The organism is Paraglaciecola sp. (assembly GCF_039942875.1).
GTDB lineage: Bacteria > Pseudomonadota > Gammaproteobacteria > Enterobacterales > Alteromonadaceae > Paraglaciecola.
This window is the reverse complement of record NZ_JBDVBQ010000009.1, coordinates 130869-150073: the sequence shown is the minus strand read 5'-3', so window position 1 is coordinate 150073 and position 19205 is coordinate 130869. Positions and strand designations below refer to the sequence as shown.

Below are 19205 nucleotides of genomic sequence, written 5' to 3'. Positions count from 1 at the left end.
AATGGCTTTTGAAAGTCGTGGTAGGCCTAAAAATGTCATGTTCCATAGCGATCAGGGGAGTCATTATACAAGCCGTCAATTTAGGCAGCATATATGGCGTTATCGGTTAACTCAAAGTATGAGCAGACGAGGTAATTGTTGGGATAATGCGCCAATGGAAAGATTTTTTAGAAGTTTAAAAACGGAATGGATACCAACAACTGGCTTCAAAAGTTTTAACGAAGCAAAAAACAGTATTACTGATTATATAATTTGATATTACAGCGAGCTAAGGCCGCATTCATATAACGGTGATTTAACGCCAAATGAATCGGAAATGAGATACTGGAAATATTCTAAACCTTTGGCCAAAAAGACTTGACCACTACACTTAACGCCATTATTGACCTAGAGGGCTTAACCATTGAAATCTGCGGCGCATGGCTGTGGGTGTCTGGTGATACTTTCAAGTATAAAACCGTACTCAAAGAGACAGGCTTTAAGTTTGCTTCAAGAAGTCTTGGTATTTCCGTCCTGAAAACTGGAAAAGTGCCAGTCGCGGTGCGTTTTCAATGGATGATATTCGAGGGACTTACGGTAGTACCACACCTGTTAAACCTAAACGCCAAAGCATTGCAAAAGATATGATTTAGGGAGGGGGAGAGCATGAAAGCTATTTTTAAATCTAAGTGGAACAACAAGCACGTGATTGTTACTACGAGCGAGCGCTACTTTTATAATGGGTTTGATTCTTTATTTCGAATGCGTATTAAAGTTGATGAGAGTTATTTGCTTCCTGGCAAATTCAAAAGGGGTTAGGTCATATTGCTAATATTTATGTGATCAACACAGTTGGAGGCTTGCCCAGATATGTTGCAAAAGTTCTAGATGATGCATCACTCAATGAACAGCAACGGAGAAAACGAATTATCGAAGAGCAATTGCGTTTGTTTTGAGAGTTTTTTAATTCTACTGGTTTACTTTTTGAGATATTTTGGATAATTTTCAATAGTGCATGGGAGAAGTTTTACCGTTGTTGCACAGGTAAAGGATACACCTGTAGTCGTCTCATAAGGGCGCAGCAATATAATAACGGTTTAAGGACTCACAGATGAAGTATTACATTTCTCTTCTCGCAATGATGTTTCACATATGTTCATTTGCTGCTTTTGTTACTCCGCGTGACCGCGTTACACCTGATGTCAATGTTAAAGACTTTATCCAGAACAGCCAAAAGTTACCAAATTATTACGAAATCAGAATGCCTGAAGGTATGAAGGTTTTTGTGTATGACGTTATCAACATAACAAGACTACTTGGAGCAAATCTATGGCACTACAGACACATGTAATGTCATCGTAATAACAGATGTAGTCGGCTCATTTATAGTTCGAACCATTTAGCATGGCTAGTTTTAGGAGGAATAATGAAAGAAGTAACAGCAAAAATTACAGGTAACAATAACTTGCTTGGTAAATTCGAATTAGAACACGGGGAGACAGGTGTTGTTACACAATATGGAAAAGATATTAAGAGTGTTACTTTCTCTTTAAAGGAGGGCACTAAATACTATATTGGTATTGTAGTGTATGGAGACGATGACCAGAAATATAAAATTGAGATCAGTGGTGCAACGACTACTCAATACCCTACAAGTGAAATAACACTTGATAATGGTTATGACGATATTGTTGCTAAGGTGGTAGTTTAGGCTTATGAATATATATTACCTATTAATAACTATTTTTTTGTTGGTTACTGCTATTTCCACATCACATGCAAAAAGCAAGTTTGAGAATGATCAATTAAGTTTAGCAAAGTCTAATGCAGGGAATGACTTGGCTAGCAGCAGTTCCTCTATGACTAGTAGGTTTGAAATCACTGCTGGTGAAACAAAGAAAACGGCTGATATTGTGTTTAAGCCATTCAGTAAAATGAGCAACTTTTCTCTAACTTTGTCAGCACCTCTAAATGATACTTCAGACCCAAATGATCTGTATGATTCAGAGACAGATTCTTTTGCAAATTCAACAACGTTGAAGATTAATTATAGAAAATATAATGCTCCAAATATTTCATTAAAACCCAGTCAGCGATTTAACGTTATTGAGCAATGTTTGGCTAAGCCAGAAGCTTTTAAATTCGAAGCAAGCAAAGAGACAGAGGAAGCTATAAAAGAAGAAAAGGAAAAATATTGTGTAACTAATCCAGATAGTTTAGTTGCCAAATATAAAGAAGGGATATTGCCAGATGCGGAAAATCGTGAGGTACAGAAAGTAATAGATGAATATATTAAGACACCATTTACTTTCTGGGGAGCAACAATGTCGTATGGACGTCAAGAGTATAAATACTTTAATACAGATGAAATCGATATTCTGGAAGAGACAGAGAATCCATGGGGGGGGAGTGTTTATTACTCATACGTAATACCTGAATCAGTCTGGATTACTATAGAGCTGGCTTACCAACGTGGATTCAAGGCACAAAAAAGCGAGACCCGTTGTCCAACTACTGATTTAACTAGCGCGTCCTTTATTTCCTGCGCAGAATCCAGTCTAGGCGCACCAGAGAATGACACGAATAGAAATATTTCAGTTGCATTTAGGAAGAAATTTAAAGGTTTAGATTTAGCTATAGCGCCAAAGCTAACTTATGATTTTGAAGATGATGAACAGTCGTTCTCTCTGCCAGTTTATTTCCTTGGAAACACAGAAGGTAATTTAACAGCTGGTGTTCGCTTTGACCATGATACGGGAGATGAGGGATCTAAATTTAGTCTATTTGTTGGTAGTAAGTTTGAAATAAACGGTTCAGATTAATTCTGGCTTTGGAAACCTGGAGAAAAGATTATTATTGATTTAATACTGAATTTTTTAGAATCATTATCGGTACTAATTGGGAAAGTACTATCTGAAATATCTAAACAGTTAAAGTTTTTCTACAAAATTCTGGCAGATTCAATAGCACCTTATCTCCGCGGGAAGAGGGGAGTTAGAGACTGGTTGTATTTGTTTTTGACCCCTATCAGCCATTATTTGACTCAATTGAGAATAATTCGGAACTCAATATTTATAAGCTCTGAAAGATTCCTTGCCATTATTAGTCTTCTTATTGCAGTTTTTGGTATGGTCTATCTTTACTTTGAAGATGATTACGCACTACGAGATATCGCATTTTATTTATTTATCTTCATTTTTCTATCCCCTTACTTTGCCTTTAATCTATCAAGAGTTAATGCTATGGAATTTTCTCAGATAATTTCAGGTGGAAAAATCACTGATAGTGAACTTATTAAGAATAGTGCGTATGAGGCGTATCGTGTTGTGGAGTACGTCTATCGGTATATTGGTAAAGGGGAAGAAGTAGGTTTAGCTGTTCAACGTATGAAGGATTCAATTCGTATCTGTGATGAATTAAAAGTGGTACTTTCAGAGAGGTTAAAAGTAACGCCGAGGGAGTTATCAGACGACTTTTTAAAATTTAGCGGTAGCTTATTCGTTAATAGGTGCAATAAGTTAGTTGATTTGGAAAATCTTGTTAAAAATGCTGAGAAAATTGGTGATGCTACTCTTAGTAATAGCGCAAATAAAGATGCGAAGGCTATCAAAAGGTATTTTGAAGAATCTAAAAATCATCTATGGGCTTTAATGCATAGTGATATAAATTTGGATAATATTTCTCTAATTTTTCAAACGCGCTCAGTTTCTGGAGCTACAAGGCAACTAATAAAATTTGTAGAAAATGAACGTTGTAATATTCACACTTTAAGAGATTTACGTCTGATCATCGACCTTCAAAAGACTCATCGAACTGGCTCTTCTGCACATAAAGCAATTGGCTTGGCTATAACTTATTTTCTTCGAATAGAAGACCCTACACCTGAAGATGAAGAAAAACTTGTTAATAGAATAAAGTGTTTAAGTGATTGGTATTTATCAACTCTTGATGAAGAGCATTCAAAAAAAACGGCAGGACCTTACTTAAAAAGTTTTGACGAATGGCATCAGGAAGCTGACGACTTTGTTATGTTACAAAGGCGAGAAATAGGACAAGAGTTCGCTAGAAAGTTTGAAGCGGTTTATACGAAGCATATTAACGAAGAGCGAAAAGGAAATTTATACGTAGTTATTTCCTCTTATAGCAGAGCCGTAAGGGCCGTTTTAAAGCACGTCTTGTCGAAGGAGGCTTATCAAAACGTCCAGTTTGTAGTGTGCTCTGAAAATGTTGGCGCTGGAGACTACAGCTCTCGTCTCATGTATCAACAAATTTTAGAAGAGTTTTATATCAACGATGAGCATTACGAAAAAGAAGATACGTTGTATTGGAATACTTGGAGAAGCTCATTTGAAGAATTAGAAAACAGATTAGTAAACTCTCAAGATTCAATATTGTACTTAGCAGGATGCGATCAAATTGAATTGAAATTTAATAGTAAAGGTAATGAAGCGCCTGCCGTTTTTAAGTATTCGCCAATGTCTATGCTTAATGTATTTCAAAAAAATCATGATGACATTGATGTAACTGCATTTATTATTGCGGGAGAGTATAAATGTAGTCATGCTAATTTGTGTGCAATGCTTCCTGCGGATCTACAAGAAGCCGTAACTGGAATATTGCCTAAACCGAGACGGTCGTGTTTACACCAGTGGATAGATGATAAAAAAGGAATCCGAGTGGAGCTTATAAGTAGTGAGTGTCTTGAGGGTTACAGGTATAGGATGCAGATTGATCAACAGTGACAACCTTTTCGGCTTCTGGCTGTTGTAATGCTTCTGTGTCATTGCTTGTAAATGGATACGTTACCGCAGCTAGCAAAGGAAGTATTAGTGTTGGAAAAGTAAAGAACAAGAAGCCAATTGTATTTTCTAAATTTGTATCTTGTGAGGGTTTTTCTTTTTGAACTGTCTTATCAAACTTCTCGGTGAGTTTTGATTTAAACATTAGTTTACTTTCCTTTGTTATGAATATCAGGTAGCAGCTTTACTTTGATACTGTCAATTAAAAAATTTACGTAAGCCTAAACTTCTACATTCCATGATTGGTTGTGCTGAGGCTCAGCGCTAAATTTGCGCTCTAGATGCGCAATTTTTTCTTTGGGCAACTTTGAAAATACAGCCTGTCGCATTTCTTGCAAATCACGTTGCTGTGACGTTTTGAGCTGGTCAAATCGAGTTTGTAGCTTATGTCGCTCTGATATTTGCTTAAATATAAGGTGGTCACGCATTTCTTGGTCTCGCTTATGCGACACCAATGCCTCTTGTTGGTTTTGCTTTTCTATGTGTTTGTATCGGCCTGTAACGTGGTTCCATATACCCCGCCATCCTTTTGCATGATTTGATAAACGGCGGCTTTGCTCTAATTTTTGACGTTGTTCTTGTTTCTTACTTAAATCCTCTCTTTGCGTGTTATGGCGCGTTATCATATTTTCTTTAGCGTTGATAAGTGGCGTAAAACGACCTTTGTAAAAGCGGCGGATTTGTTTATCAAACTGCTCTACATTTTGTGTCAGTTGTTTGTCAATATTTGCTTTAACGGTCTCTATGGTTGGTAGGTATTCGTAATTACCAACCTGCATTTTCAGCTCCCTCTTCTTTACTTTGAGCCAGCGTGAAAGTGATAGGACTTCTCCGCGCCAATCCACTGCTACATAGCTACGTCTATCTCCTTGAGCAAGTCGATACCCATGATTGGAGAGAGCGGTTTCAAAAGCCTGCTTATTTTTTGCATTATGCCAACAGTTTTGTAGAGCTTGTTTCATTATGCGCGGGTCAATATCAAGGCGTTTGGCCTGTTGCCATTCGCTTGGTGAGAAATTAAGAGGGTTGCGTTTCGCTTGTGCTAAATGTCCCTTTGGTAATTGCCAGTTGTGTTTAAGATAGAGTGATTTGGATAACTCAGCCATTTTGTTTTTGTAATATGGCAGGTGAACAGCTTTCATGTTTTCAGGATCGATACGGCACCACACTGCGTGAGCATGACGCCGAGCATTTTTTTCATGGAATACAATAACGTATGGTTGGTTCTTTAACCCCATGATATCAGCGCTTTGACTGATTGCTTCTTCAAATTGTTCAGTTGTAACTTCTTCGCCAACTGGCGGGCTATAGCTGACCGAGAAAAGATGCTGCTTGCATTTTGTTGCTTGGCTGAATAGATAAGACTCTCGAAAAGCATCTGGTAAGTTGTTAGCCATAAAGCCTGAGACTTTATGCACAATTACAAACTCATTTTCGACTTCATTGAGGAGATGACGTGCTAACTCGTTACCATTGGCACGCTGTGACGCTTTAATAATCAAGACTTAGTAAAACTCAAAACCTTTTCTAATAAATTACGAAGGGTATTGATATCTGCGCACGCATTTAGTAGTGCCGATTTTTCAACCGCATTCTCTGATGCAAAACCATTATTTAACGTATTGGCAATGTCGTTGAATATTTTGACAAGGCCAGATTTACGCAGTGCATCGTAAATTTTCAATAGGGATTTTTGATCCTCCATTGTTAGTCCTTGGTTGTTTCTTCGCCTTTTTATTTTTTGTGCTAGTGTAACTTTACGAACAAAGGTGCTTAGCGGTAAATCTGCTAACGTTGCTAATTATTCTAATAAACAAAGCTCGTCTTCGCTAAAGCTCACAGATAATGGGGCTGGTGGTTTTTTGCCTGAACCTGTCTTTAAAATTGTCATGAATAGCTCTCCTTTTATCAAGCATGATAGGGGAGGGCGTAGTGAAAATTGGGAAACGCGTTCGTTTTTTAAAAGATAGTTTAGTCATAAGTTCTAGTTTCTTCGGGGGCATCGGATCCCCTTAAAATCAATATTAATGATAGTTCCAATTTACCGCATGGTTGATTAGATCCGCCACAATAAATGTATTTTAACCCCCTCGCTTAGCCGCCAGAGATTCAAGCGCGGATTGCCAACAGAAAAATCCTGTTTGAGCTAATACTAAGAAGGGGTTAAACCATCATTTATTACTTTATATATTTCTGGACATTCGACTTCTAAATAGCTATTCCAATCAGCAAGCGTGTCGAACAATTGGTTCAAAGAATTTCCATCGAGGTCGACCAATTCAATTCTTCCCCGCTTAAGAATGCTTTGACTTTTCCTTTAATGCTAATGAAATTGTAGTGTTAAAGTAACAATTACAAGGCTTAATATCACTTTAACGATACTTAAAGCTTAAATGTTTTGGGTCTGCTTTTACAATATATTGCGTTAAAGGATGTTTTTGTGTTTTTAAAGATAGTAATACAAGTTGAGCGACTTCTCTTGCCCCTAATTGATTTAGATGGGTGTTATCTGTAACTCCATTAGGGTAATTGGGGTGCAAGTTAGGTTTTATGTGCATAAAGCGTAGCTTAGATAATTCATTGCCCATAGTTTCAAAATGTTTTCTGGATATTTTATCCATGTCAATGAAACTCACTTTAGTTTTCTTTGCAACTTGCTCAACTAAAGGGGAATATTGATGTGTATTTTTGATCTTTTCAGGGGTTTTTCTATCAAAACTACGGCGGGTAATTGAGGACAATAATAAAGGTGAACCTCCTTTATTACGAACTTGTTCAATCATAGTAGTTAAGTTATTCATAAATTGTTGCTCAGTGGTGTAACTTTTTGTTTTTTTTAGTACCTCGTCGTTATGACCAAATTGAATGATAACAAAATCACCCGGTTGTAAATTATCTATTATTGATTGCCATATACCTTCAGAAATAAATGTTCGAGTACTTCGACCATTAGCAGCTAAATTTCTAACTAATATATTGTCAGAAAAAAAATACTGGAAAGGCTCTCCCCAACCCGTTTCTGGGTAGTCTAAAGAGCGCTTAATTGCCATAGTAGAGTCTCCTGCCATAAACAATTGAGGCTTTTTCTCAGCTAAAGCAATGTTTGTAAAATTTAAAAATACTATTGAGGCTAAAAATTTGAAGTAATGCATTAAGCTGAGCTCTTAGTTTAGTGAAAAACAGACTATCTGTTTATAAATTATTTAATCGTTACTTTATGGGTTATTGACCTTTGGGGTTTGTATTTTGTTCAATATAAACGTTTTTTAATCGCGGTCTTGATTTTAGGCATAGTGGGCTAAGTTAAAAATTAGCAACAAAAAATAAAAGTGTTTAGGTTGAATCCTTCGAGCACCATTTGTGCTTTATTTCTAATGCCTCAGCACTCACTCTTATTGAGCAACTACATATCACTAGCGCTTTGTTGTATGAATAACATTAACAATGTTTTTAAATAAGAATTTACTTAAGTTCTAACTTGATAATACTATAAATTGGCAGGGAGTTTAGGAACTTTATATCTTTACATTTTGATTTGAGATAGAGCGTTAATTTTGAATTTTTGAAAGTGCAAAAATCGTTAGTGTCTAAATTTAAGTAACAAATAAGCTCAACTTTTATTATGTGTAACTCATCTCAGATTAACTTATAGGCGATGTAATCTAAAACCTGCTGTAATATTCTTGAATTTGTAATGAGATTGATTTTTAGTCAATTAAATAATCAGGAGTGTTTAAGTATGTTTGCTGTTCAAAGTTTATCAATTAATATCCGAGTATTCGGGTTTTTCATGTTTTCACTTTATAGTGCTGAAACTTTGGCTGAAACCACTAAAGTGAAGGTGAATGAGCAGTCTAGCTTAACTTCTGTTGAGAGTTATCCTATAGAAGACGTGAGTCATGCTGTGCCACAATTCAAGGTTGATGCAGGATGGCCAGACATGCCGGCTACTTGGCTGATAGGGCAAGTGCCTGGCTTGGCATTAGATAAGCACGATAATGTGTGGGTGTTACATCGCCCTAACTCTTTAAGCAGAATTGACCTAGGCCTAACGAATAACTCCGGTCTTTGTTGTGAGGCAGCACCTCATGTGTTGCAGTTTTCACCTGATGGACAACTATTAAATGCTTGGGGCGGTCCAGATAAAGCTCCTGTTATTGATGGGCAAAGTCAATGGCCATCTACTGTCCATGGTTTGTATGTGGATGATGAAGATACGGTATGGTTAGGTGGAAATGGTAAAGGTGATCATGTGGTGCTTAATTATACCCAGAAGGGGGAGTTCATACGTCAATTTGGTCGCCGTGGTGAGACTGGCGGTAATTTAAGTGAAAGTACTTTAGGAAATCCTGCTGATATTTTTCATGATACTGAATCTAATAGAGTCCTTATTGCAGATGGTTACATAAATAAGCGAGTGACGGCTTTTGATTCTAAAGAGGATACTTTTGAGCAACTTTGGGGAGCGTATGCTGGCTTGCCTGGTGGTGGTACCCGTGATGGCGCATTTGATGTATCTCAAGCTGTAGCAAGTGCTGATAAAAATAGCGTTACAGCAGAAAATTTTGGTGACATTGTACACTGTGTGGTGCAGTCAGATGATGGCAGAATTTATGTATGCGATAGAAAAAACAATCGTCTACAAGTATTTAAAATGAATGAGTCAGGAAAAGTTGAATTTTTACAAGAAGTGATTATAGCTAAAGATACCGGCGGAGTTGGCAGTGCTACCGATGTAGATTTTTCACCGGATAACAAATACATGTATGTGGCTGATATGATGAATGGGCGCATATGGGTATTGTGGCATGACACCTACGAAGTCTTAGGGAGTTTTGGTAGACCGGGTCGCTATCCAGGACAGTTTACTTGGTTACATAGTGTGGTGGTAGACAGCGAAGGTAATCTGTATACATCTGAAGTAAATACAGGCCGAAGAGTACAAAAATTTGTACTGACGGGTTTTACCAAATAACAATCTTACCGGATAAGTCACAGCGGCGAGATGGCTTTTTTGCCGCTGTATGCGTTACACTATGTTGGGGGATAATAATTAGCAACACTCAGAGCACCCTCATAGCGACATAGGCTTCTGATTTTATCCTTACAGTTATTGAACTCATAAGTTCAAATTTCACTTGAGTTATCAATTCGAAAATAGTTTTCGATAGGTCCTATCCAAAACTGAGATTAAATAATAAAAATAAAAGGGTAACTATGAAAATGAGTAAATTTTATAATGCTTTATTAGCAGGGCTTAGTCTGAGTATTGTGTTTTCAAGTTGTGCCGCACCTAAGGAGGCCATACACTCAGCTACTGAGCCATCTTCTGGGATCACTAAAGATTTTGTTTTAAATACTGGCTCATCGGCAACAATTGAACAACCAAAATGTAAGGCTAAATCAGCGGTTTTGTTGATCCATGGTTGGGTTGGCCAAAAAGATGAAGTGGGTGATTTATACAAAGATTTATCTGCGCAATTAAGAGGAAGTTGTATAGCTTCATTGCGGTTTGATGTGCAGGGAGAAGCAGAGCGAGAAAAAAGTAACTTTACTTTAACGAGTACGTTTAAAAGTAGAATGGAGGATACAGAGGCTGCCTTAGCATATCTAAAGAAGCAGTATCCTACATTACCCTTAGTGGTAGTTGGTTTTAGCCTTGGAGGTGCAACGGCTATGGAGTTAGTTAGCCGTCATCCTAAAACCTTTGAGGGAGTAGTGCTATGGTCTAGTGCTTTAAATCCTAATGAAATTGTTACGCAACCTAGTTACTACGCAGCGGTTAGAGGTGCAATTGATGAAGGTGAAAGTGTACTTAAGGAAGCTTGGGCAGATTTAACCTTTACTCGACAACACGTAATTGGGATGTTGGGCTATAACCCTATTCGTAACTTAGGTGAGTTTGAAGGACATTTGTTAGCAATCAGAGGATCTGATGATTATCTACCTGCCCATGAAAAGACTATTTTTGAAGCAAGTAAGGCAGTAACAGAAGATGCCTATTATTTGGATGGTGCAGACCATGTATTTGATGTTTTTGACCCCGAAAACAGTCAAAAGGATAAAGTGTTAGGTTTGACTTTGAGTTGGATAACCAGTTTGAAGTCTTTGGACTAGCTTTACCTAAGAGTAGGTCAAGTTAATAGGGCTATTGATTGTTTTCAAAGCAAGTTATGGTTTGTTAAATACTCTGATAAGTCATCTTCAGAAATTGGTTTAGACCAATAATAGCCTTGTCCAAAATCACAACCTAATGTAATTAACTTATTGAGGGTTGCTTCATCTTCAATACCCTCTGCAACCGTTTGTAATCCCAAACTACTTGCCATGTTGATTATTGCTTTAACAATTGAGTCATCATGATTATTGTTATTAAGTGGGGTAATGAATGAACGGTCAATCTTGAGTTTACTAGCGTTAAATTCTCTCAAATAACCTAGGTTTGAATAACCCGTTCCAAAATCATCAATGGCAATTGATGCTCCCAGTTGACTTAATTCATTGAGTTGTTTTTCTATCTGATTTTTATCATTTATTAACAATGACTCGGTTAGTTCTAACTCTAAAGCTTTTGGGGGCAAATTAGCATCTTGCAATGCATTTTCAATTGTATTTTGTAAATATCCATCTCTAAATTGAATCACGGAGAGATTAATTGCGACCCTTAGTTCAGGGTGACCTTGCTTCCTTTGCCTAGCACAAAATCTACAGGCTTCTTTTATAACCCAAGCACCAAGTTCGTTAATCAAACCACTGCTTTCTGCAAGTGGAATGAATTGTTCAGGGGTAATCAAACTTCCATCAGCTTGTGGCCAACGTAATAGAGCCTCAACCGTTACCACATCACCACTTTTAATATCTATAATTGGTTGGTAATAAAGACTAAATTGATTCTGATTAATAGCAGGACGCAGTGTTTGTAATAACTTAAATTTGTTATCACTAGCTTTGTCCATGCTATTGTCGTAAAAATGAAAAGTGCTTCTCCCTGCTTCTTTAGCTTTATACATTGCGATATCAGCCTTGCGGCAAAGTTGTTTAAATAAAGTGCCATCTTGCGAGGTACACGCTATCCCTAATGAGGCAGAAACGCTTACTTGATTATGTTGGATGTCAAATACAACAGAGCTTACGGTTATCAAATCTTTTGCTAATTTAGTGAGGTAGGGTAAACCATTTTTGTGAGGAACTAATATCAGAAATTCGTCCCCACCAAATCGGATTAGATGCTGATCTGGTTCCATTGTCTTTGATAATCGTTGAGCTAACTCAGCTAATAACTGATCTCCGGCGGCATGTCCTAAAACATCATTAACGGGTTTAAAGTTATCTAAATCGAGGAATAGTAAAGCGAGTTTTTGTTGATTTTTAAGGCACTTTTCTAAAGATTGGTTAAATAAAACTTCACCATAAAAACGGTTGGGCAGGTTAGTTAAAGAGTCATGATGAGCTAAATGCTGAATTTTTAGTTGGCTTTGCTGAACCTTGGTATTTTCTTTATGTAACGACAACATTAAACGCTTTATGTCTCGAACCAATACGTAAACGCTAAAGCCCGTCACAATAAAAATAACGAGTATAAAAATCAGGTGAGACCAGCTTAAACTAGGCACATGTGGGGTAATTATGCCATTAAAGGTTAACCAAGCTAATAATATACATAGGGATATGGTTAATGTGAGTAGTGATAAAAACAGTCCGACACCACCTAAGATTGCAGAAAGTATAAGTAGGCTAGGGTATCCGAGAATAGCTAAATCAAGTAAGCCTGCACCCGTTATGGCTAGAGTAAATAGCATAGTAGCCAAGGAGCTAAGTAATATGTACGCAGATGCCATTATTTTTTGCTTGTAAGCAAAAGTAAAAGATATTAGTAAGCAGGCAAACCCAATAGCAAAAATCACAGATGTAATATTCCGTGCAGCTGTAATTGACACAAGTAAACCTATGGAAGTGACTATACATATCTGCATGAGCCTTTCGCGTTGAATACCGCCCAAGACATCTTTATCGTTAGTGATATTCTGTTTGCATCTTTTAATACTGATGTGAGAAGTCATTTTTTATTACATCTTAATAAGTGAGCGAAAGTTACATTAACTGCAGATAAACTACAATGCAGACATAACTTCACGTTAATACAGATGTTTATTTGTAGATACTCTATGAATGGCTAGTATGATTTTAATGTCATATAAATGTTATCGCTAATTGTCTTCTTCGTTCGGGTAAAATTAACGTAATATTTCATCATTAACTTGAAGCGGATCACAACATGCTAAATTTTGTAAGTGAGTACAGTTGCCCATTAACTAATCAAGTAGATACTGACACTATTATGGATAAAGTGTTAGGTTTGACTTTGAGTTGGATAACTGGTCTGTAATCTAATGTTAGTCTGCATAGAGAAGAGCTAATTACAGTTGACTCAATAAGCCTAGAGTTGATTTAGATGAAACTAGGCTCCACTTTAAAAATGCTAAATCGTCTTCCTTTTTATTTAATAGCGTAGGACCCCCCTTATTATTCGCAGTCTTGTGACTTTCTACCAGTGATCAAAGTTAGTGATTGGGTATCTTGTATAGGGTAGTTATTTGGTCGTGAAAGTTGTTATTATGGCGGAAATTAAGAATATCAGTGGGTTACCATGCCATCGACACCCTTTAATTCTTCATATCAAAATAGTAAAGCTCACTCATCCCGGTTAGAAGCGGTGCTAAATACTGTTATCGACGGTATTATTACCATTAATAATCGGGGGGTCATTCAAAGCTTTAACCCGTCCGCAGAACGAATCTTTGGTTATGCTCCAGAAGACGTCATTGGTAAAAATGTAAAAATGCTAATGCCAGACCCTTACCATAAAGAGCATGACGGTTATCTTCAAAATTATTTTAATACTGGCGACAAACAGATTATTGGAAAGGGGAGGGAGGTAGAAGCGAAACGAAAAGACGGTACTATCTTTTCTATGGAGTTAGGCGTTAACGAGATGAATATTGCAGGTGAAACCATGTTTGTGGGGACAATTCGAGATATCTCAGATCGCAAAGCTGCAGAACAAGCGCTAATGGAAAATCAAGCAAAGCTCCAAGCCATTGTAGATAATACGGTTGACGGATTAATAACTATTAATGAAGTTGGAAAAATTGAACATTACAATAAAGCATGTGAAGACATTTTTGGTTTTACGTTTGTTGAGGTTGTGGGAAAGAATGTAAAAATGTTAATGCCTGAGCCCTATCACAAGGAGCATGATGGATACTTACAAAATTACCAGAATACAGGTACAAAAAAAATTATTGGTATTGGGCGAGAAGTTAAAGGGAAACGAAAAAATGGTACTTGTTTCCCGATAGACCTTTCGGTAAGTGAAGTTCATATACATGGTCGTAAACTTTATAGTGGCATTGTAAGAGATATATCAGAACGAAAAAAATCGGAAGATAAAATAGAACAAGCTAACGCTGAGTTAGAAGAGTTCTCATATCGTACGTCCCATGATTTACGATCACCATTAGTTTCGTCTATTCGCCTCTTAGATATAGTGCAAGAGGCTGTTAAAAATAATGAGAAAGACCATGCTCTAATGGGTATTGGTCATATTCAAAAGTCTCTGAATCAACTGGAGGAGTTGGTTAAAGATATCCTCACTTTAACTTTAACCAAAAATGAGAAAGAAGACTACGAAGCAGTAAATGTAGACACTGTAATTAATGATTCATTAAATAACTTAAAACATATGGAAAACTATGAGCGCTTAAGTATTCAGTTCGCTCCCCAATTTGAAGAATTTCTTATCACTAAAAAGAATCGTTTTGTATTGATTGTTGAAAATTTATTATCAAATGCTATTAAATATCAAGATGTTAGCAATGACTCTTCATTTGTAAAGGTCACTACTTGCAGTCAGGGAAATAATTTTATATTAACTGTTAGCGATAATGGTTTGGGTATTCCAAAGTCACTCCAAAAGCAGTTATTCCAAATGTTTAAACGGTTCCATCCTAAAACATCATTCGGATCTGGTTTAGGGCTATATATGATGAAGAAAAGTATCGATGTACTTGGGGGACGTATTGAATTTTCTGATGTGGATAACCTTAGTACCTTTAAAGTTACATGCCACAATCTCTAGAATGAACTATATTCAAGTCTACTATAAATCAGTGGAGTAAATAATGCCGACATCGTCAGTACTAGTTGTTGAAGATAGTGAAATTGATCAAGTCATCGCTAAATACATGTTTAATAAATTTGATGAAAATTTAGAAGTACTACAAGCGTTTGATGGGGTAGAAGCATTAGATATTTTAAAAGGCACACATCCACAACCTATTTTTATATTTTTAGATATTAATATGCCAAGAATGAATGGCCACGATTTTTTGAAAGCTTACGAGTCGAGCGACCTGAATTCAACTTCTATCGTTATGCTCACGTCGTCCTGCCAACCTCAAGAAAAAGAAAAATGCCTCGCCTATAACAGTGTTAAACGCTATTTAACTAAGCCTCCTGAGATAGCAGACTTAGAAGGCTTATTTAAGACTTCTTAATAATTATACCTTTATAAAAGTCAGAATATTGGGGGATCAATTGAGGGAGCTGTATTTTTTAATATTTAACTTCTGGGATGTACTGTTTAGCTTATAGATTTATTTAGTATTTTCACTTTACATAATTACTTATTCTGAAGTTCGTTACGATATAATAGCTTAAACAAGAATATTCATTTAAAGGAGTTTTTTAAAATGCCAAATTTTGTAATTGAGCACAGTGGGTCATTAACGAATCAAATTGATGCTGACACTATTATGGATAAAGTGTTTGCTGGTGCCAAAAACAGCGGTCACTTTCCTCCTGAGGCAATCAAAATTCGTGTAGAGCCTCGCCCTCAGTTTAGATTACACGATGTTTCGAAAGATTTTTTGCATGTGTCTGCTCATATTTTAAGTGGTCGTACTGATGAGCAAAAAAGTGAAATATCTAATGCGGTTCTGAGTGAGTTAAAAGAGTTGGCTTTAACTAGTGTGTTTGTTTCCGTAGAAATTGTGGACATTCACCGAGCTAGTTTTGTTGACCATACTTTTTAAATCCGGTGGCTTTTGATAAGCCTGTATCAGCAAGTAATGAAACGCTTTTTAATCGCGCCTGTATATCATGTATGGGCGTTGATATGATTAGTTCATCTATTTTTGTTGCTTCAATGAATTTTTCTAATTTAACAGTTACTCGTTGTTTTGAGCCCACTAATGCATAACGTAATATGTGTGACAACATCGCTGTTTCTGAGGCCGAGCAGTAGTTTAATAAGTCGTCCGTAGGTTTAGAAAAGGGTTTATTGATACCTTTATGCAAATTTAAAAACTGTTGTTGTACCGACGTAAATAAGTAGTTTGCTTCTTCATCTGTATCAGCCACAACCGCCATTACTCCAGCCATTACATATGCTTGCTCACATTGTTTTGATGATTTAAACCCTGCTCTATAGAGTGAAATGGCGTCAAATAGTTGATCCGGTGCAAAGTGTGATGCAAACGAGTATGGAAGACCTAGTTTAGCCGCGACCTTTGCACTATATAAACTTGACCCTAACATCCATAGTGGGACTTGGGAGTTCTCTCCAGGTATCGCTATGATCTTTTGCGCGGGAGTAGCGGGGGCCAAATATCTCTGTAACTCAAGAATATCACTTTCATAAGTGTCTACTTTACTAGTAGTGTTTCGGCGCAGAGCATGAGCTGTTGCCATGTCTGTACCTGGTGCTCTGCCTAAGCCTAAATCTATTCTGTTTGGAAAGAGAGACGCTAATGTTCCAAACTGTTCGGCTATTACTAACGGAGAATGGTTAGGAAGCATGATGCCCCCTGAGCCAATACGAATATTTTTAGTGGCAGCGCCAATATGTCCTAAAACAATGGCTGTAGCAGAACTTGCTACACCGCGCATACCATGATGCTCAGCTAACCACACTCTATGATAGTTAGTTTCTTCCGCCAAAATAGCCAACTTTTTAGAGTTTTCTAGGGCAGTTTTAACATCGCTGTCTTCGGTAATTGGTGCGAGATCAAGAATTGAGAAAGGGACCATATTGGAAGTTAACTTTTACTTTTTATGCTGCTAATAGTAAAACGCCGCTTGTAAGCGGCGTTTTGAAAAGTTTATTCGTCGTCACACTCTTCATTACATTCACCATACAAATAAAGACTATGGTGGGTTAATTTCATATTATGGCGCTTAGCGACTTCATCTTGGCGTTTTTCAATTACCTCGTCTTCAAATTCGATAACTTTTCCGCATTTAAGGCAAACTAGATGATCATGATGTTCTTTATGGCTTATTTCAAAGACTGATTTACCACCTTCAAAGTGATGGCGGTTTAATATTCCGGCATCATCAAATTGGTTGAGCACACGGTATACTGTTGCTAAGCCAATTTCTTCGCCTTGATCAATCAGAATCTTATAAACATCTTCCGCACTAATATGTTGATTTTGTGGTAGTTGTAATATTTCGAGTATTTTTAAGCGTGGTAAAGTGATCTTTAAACCAGCTTTCTTCAATTCTTTATTTTGTTCCATGCGCATTCTTACAGATAGAGTATGTGGACATTATAGGTGACCTATTTTGATTTAAAAGGCATTCCTGAGTATTTGTGTTAAGTATTTAACAAAGCATTAAAAAAAGGAGCTTTTGCTCCTTTCTATTTAACTTAATTCAGCTAAACATAATTCTTCGTGAATCTGTTTGCACCAAGCCTTTACTCGTTCTTCAGTGAGTTCGGGTTGCCTATCTTCGTCTATCCCTAATCCTACAAAATGATTCTCGTCAGCCATACCTTTAGATGCTTCAAAATCATAGCCTTCAGTAGACCATTGTCCAACTAAAATTGCGCCTTTAGCTTCAACAATATCTCTTACCATACCCATGGCATCAAGAAAGTACTCTGCGTAGTCTTCTTGGTCACCACATCCAAAAATAGCAACGAGCTTGTCTTCAAAATCGATTTGTTCGAGCTCTGGGAAAAAGTCATCCCAATCACATTGGGCTTCTCCATAATACCAAGTGGGTATTCCAAAAAGCAGGAGGTCAAATTCAGCAATGTCTTCTTTACTGCTTTTTGCTATGTCATGAACATCAATTAGGTTTTTGCCTAATTCTTTTTGGATCATTTTTGCTATATGTTCAGTGTTACCTGTGTCGCTACCAAAAAATAGACCTACACTTGCCATCAGTGATTTTTCCTCTACGTCAATCTTATCAATATGTTAAGTCGGTTGTGTGCAAAATTAGTTTTCTATAATCCACTGCATCACACCTTTAAAAATGAAGCCTAGTGCTCCTAAAAACAACACGAAGTACACTACTACTTTTCCGATTGTAGGTACGTTATTTTTCTTTAATACGTCATGAACTACATAAGCCATAAGTAAAAATAGTCCTATAAGCGTGGCGTCTAGGGCAAAAGCTTCTATTTGTTCATAATATTCGCTTAGCATAATTCTTACTTGTTCCTGCTCACTATCCGATTTTTCCGGCGCATACTAGCATAGAGTCACTTTTTATGAAAATTATTCAAAGCTAAGTCAAACTTTAAAGAGGTTAATTTGGGGGGGAAGAGCCCATTTTTACATGGAATTGAAGAGACCCACTTAAGCTACCGTCACTTTGCATGGCTGCAATAGTTTGATCAAGCTGAGTTTTTAGTTTAGTGAGCTCTGGTCTCAAAATTATTTCTGTATGTGTTTTATCACTTGGTCGAGGAGACATGTAAAATGTGTTATTTTTAAATTCAAGTAAATCGAATACTTTAGTGGCATTAAATTCGTTCATTATGGCGTAGTCACATCGACCTGCCACAAGCATATTCATGACTGATATTTTAGAGCTGGAGTCTACTCTGCTGATAAATCCATTTTCTGTCATTTTTGTTAGACTCGGGTAGATATAGCCATCACGGCTACATATTTTGTGATCTTTTAACTGGGATAAGGTAAATGAGTCTTCAAATGGTTTCATTTTGTATAAAAACATTCTGTGACTAAACAAAGGAATACTCGCAATCGCTTGATTTGGATTTTTGAGCCAAACTTTACTTAACAAGAAGGCGTCTATTTTATTTGTATTCAGTAAAGTTTCGTTTCTAACGCGGTTAGAATCTAAAAACTCAAAGCTTAAACCATGCATACGAGAAGCTTCTTGAAGCACATCGTTGAGCAAGCCAACATAGGTGTCAGATTTTGGGTCTATGTACAAATAGGGGGGCGCCCCTGGGCTGTTTACTGCAAACCTATAGGTTTTATTAGCAAGCGCACTTTTACAAAAAATAAGCATTAAAAAGCTGACACAAAGCCACCAAAATTTTGTGTTTTTTATGAGCAGTATAAAAATATTCACATTATTTTTTTTGAATTAACTTTGAGTATT

At 36.9% G+C, this 19205-nt stretch carries 19 protein-coding genes and 1 pseudogene; 10 read left to right on the top strand and 10 right to left on the bottom strand.

Annotation, left to right across the window (positions count from 1 at the left end; genetic code table 11):
* The 5 genes and pseudogenes from ABJE44_RS02825 to ABJE44_RS02805 all read left to right on the top strand — a co-directional run.
* Positions 1-361, top strand: a pseudogene (locus tag ABJE44_RS02825) (integrase core domain-containing protein); the annotation flags it as partial.
* Positions 358-627 (top strand): hypothetical protein, encoded by a 270-nt coding sequence (locus tag ABJE44_RS02820; RefSeq protein WP_348113461.1) that lies wholly within the window; start codon positions 358-360, stop codon positions 625-627. The pseudogene ABJE44_RS02825 and the gene ABJE44_RS02820, both read left to right, overlap by 4 nt.
* Positions 628-1405: 778 nt before the next feature.
* The gene (locus ABJE44_RS02815; RefSeq protein WP_348113460.1) at positions 1406-1690 is read left to right on the top strand and encodes a hypothetical protein; all 285 of its coding nucleotides are present in this window, start codon (positions 1406-1408) and stop codon (positions 1688-1690) included.
* 4 nt (positions 1691-1694) lie between these two features.
* Positions 1695-2801 (top strand): hypothetical protein, encoded by a 1107-nt coding sequence (locus tag ABJE44_RS02810; protein WP_348113459.1) that lies wholly within the window; start codon positions 1695-1697, stop codon positions 2799-2801.
* A gap of 195 nt (positions 2802-2996) precedes the next feature.
* Complete coding sequence (locus ABJE44_RS02805; protein WP_348113458.1) at positions 2997-4721, top strand: hypothetical protein; 1725 nt, start codon at positions 2997-2999, stop codon at positions 4719-4721.
* Here ABJE44_RS02805 and ABJE44_RS02800 read toward each other — a convergent pair.
* The 4 genes from ABJE44_RS02800 to ABJE44_RS02785 all read right to left on the bottom strand — a co-directional run bounded on the left by ABJE44_RS02800 (position 4663) and on the right by ABJE44_RS02785 (position 7930).
* A complete protein-coding gene (locus ABJE44_RS02800) occupies positions 4663-4923 on the bottom strand; it encodes a hypothetical protein (protein WP_348113457.1) in 261 nt (86 codons plus the stop codon). The genes ABJE44_RS02805 and ABJE44_RS02800 overlap by 59 nt on opposite strands.
* A gap of 76 nt (positions 4924-4999) precedes the next feature.
* The gene (locus ABJE44_RS02795; RefSeq protein ID WP_348113456.1) at positions 5000-6280 is read right to left on the bottom strand and encodes a relaxase/mobilization nuclease domain-containing protein; all 1281 of its coding nucleotides are present in this window, start codon (positions 6278-6280) and stop codon (positions 5000-5002) included.
* Positions 6277-6483, bottom strand: a complete 207-nt coding sequence (locus ABJE44_RS02790; protein WP_348113455.1) for a hypothetical protein — start codon at positions 6481-6483, stop codon at positions 6277-6279. The genes ABJE44_RS02795 and ABJE44_RS02790 overlap by 4 nt, the downstream gene beginning before the upstream one ends.
* Positions 6484-7150: 667 nt before the next feature.
* Complete coding sequence (locus ABJE44_RS02785) at positions 7151-7930, bottom strand: rhamnogalacturonan acetylesterase (RefSeq protein ID WP_348113454.1); 780 nt, start codon at positions 7928-7930, stop codon at positions 7151-7153.
* Between the two features lie 587 nt (positions 7931-8517).
* Here ABJE44_RS02785 and ABJE44_RS02780 point away from each other — a divergent pair.
* Both ABJE44_RS02780 and ABJE44_RS02775 read left to right on the top strand, forming a co-directional pair.
* Positions 8518-9753, top strand: coding sequence for a hypothetical protein (locus ABJE44_RS02780; protein WP_348113453.1), 1236 nt, complete (start codon positions 8518-8520; stop codon positions 9751-9753).
* Positions 9754-10001: 248 nt separating this feature from the next.
* Positions 10002-10895 (top strand): alpha/beta fold hydrolase, encoded by an 894-nt coding sequence (locus ABJE44_RS02775; protein WP_348113452.1) that lies wholly within the window; start codon positions 10002-10004, stop codon positions 10893-10895.
* Between the two features lie 44 nt (positions 10896-10939).
* Here ABJE44_RS02775 and ABJE44_RS02770 read toward each other — a convergent pair whose 3' ends face one another.
* Positions 10940-12838 carry an EAL domain-containing protein gene (locus ABJE44_RS02770; RefSeq protein ID WP_348120628.1) on the bottom strand — a complete coding sequence of 633 codons (1899 nt, stop codon included), beginning with the start codon at positions 12836-12838 and terminating at the stop codon, positions 10940-10942.
* Between the two features lie 587 nt (positions 12839-13425).
* Here ABJE44_RS02770 and ABJE44_RS02765 point away from each other — a divergent pair.
* The 3 genes from ABJE44_RS02765 (at position 13426) to ABJE44_RS02755 (ending at position 15871) form a co-directional block, all read left to right on the top strand.
* Positions 13426-14916, top strand: coding sequence for a PAS domain-containing sensor histidine kinase (locus ABJE44_RS02765; protein ID WP_348113450.1), 1491 nt, complete (start codon positions 13426-13428; stop codon positions 14914-14916).
* A gap of 43 nt (positions 14917-14959) precedes the next feature.
* A complete protein-coding gene (locus ABJE44_RS02760) occupies positions 14960-15334 on the top strand; it encodes a response regulator (protein ID WP_348113449.1) in 375 nt (124 codons plus the stop codon).
* 195 nt (positions 15335-15529) lie between these two features.
* Positions 15530-15871 carry a 5-carboxymethyl-2-hydroxymuconate Delta-isomerase gene (locus ABJE44_RS02755; RefSeq protein ID WP_289028654.1) on the top strand — a complete coding sequence of 114 codons (342 nt, stop codon included), beginning with the start codon at positions 15530-15532 and terminating at the stop codon, positions 15869-15871.
* On the opposite strand, the gene ABJE44_RS02750 is transcribed toward ABJE44_RS02755, so the two are convergent.
* The 5 genes from ABJE44_RS02750 to ABJE44_RS02730 all read right to left on the bottom strand — a co-directional run bounded on the left by ABJE44_RS02750 (position 15846) and on the right by ABJE44_RS02730 (position 19112).
* The gene (locus ABJE44_RS02750; protein ID WP_348113448.1) at positions 15846-16868 is read right to left on the bottom strand and encodes an LLM class flavin-dependent oxidoreductase; all 1023 of its coding nucleotides are present in this window, start codon (positions 16866-16868) and stop codon (positions 15846-15848) included. The genes ABJE44_RS02755 and ABJE44_RS02750 overlap by 26 nt on opposite strands.
* A gap of 71 nt (positions 16869-16939) precedes the next feature.
* A complete protein-coding gene (gene fur / locus ABJE44_RS02745; RefSeq protein ID WP_133469487.1) occupies positions 16940-17359 on the bottom strand; it encodes a ferric iron uptake transcriptional regulator in 420 nt (139 codons plus the stop codon).
* A gap of 126 nt (positions 17360-17485) precedes the next feature.
* Complete coding sequence (gene fldA, locus ABJE44_RS02740; protein ID WP_133469488.1) at positions 17486-18010, bottom strand: flavodoxin FldA; 525 nt, start codon at positions 18008-18010, stop codon at positions 17486-17488.
* A 57-nt stretch (positions 18011-18067) separates the two neighbouring features.
* Positions 18068-18277, bottom strand: a complete 210-nt coding sequence (locus ABJE44_RS02735) for a DUF2788 domain-containing protein (protein ID WP_133469489.1) — start codon at positions 18275-18277, stop codon at positions 18068-18070.
* Between the two features lie 103 nt (positions 18278-18380).
* A complete protein-coding gene (locus ABJE44_RS02730; RefSeq protein ID WP_348113447.1) occupies positions 18381-19112 on the bottom strand; it encodes a transporter substrate-binding domain-containing protein in 732 nt (243 codons plus the stop codon).
* Positions 19113-19205: the final 93 nt, after the last annotated feature.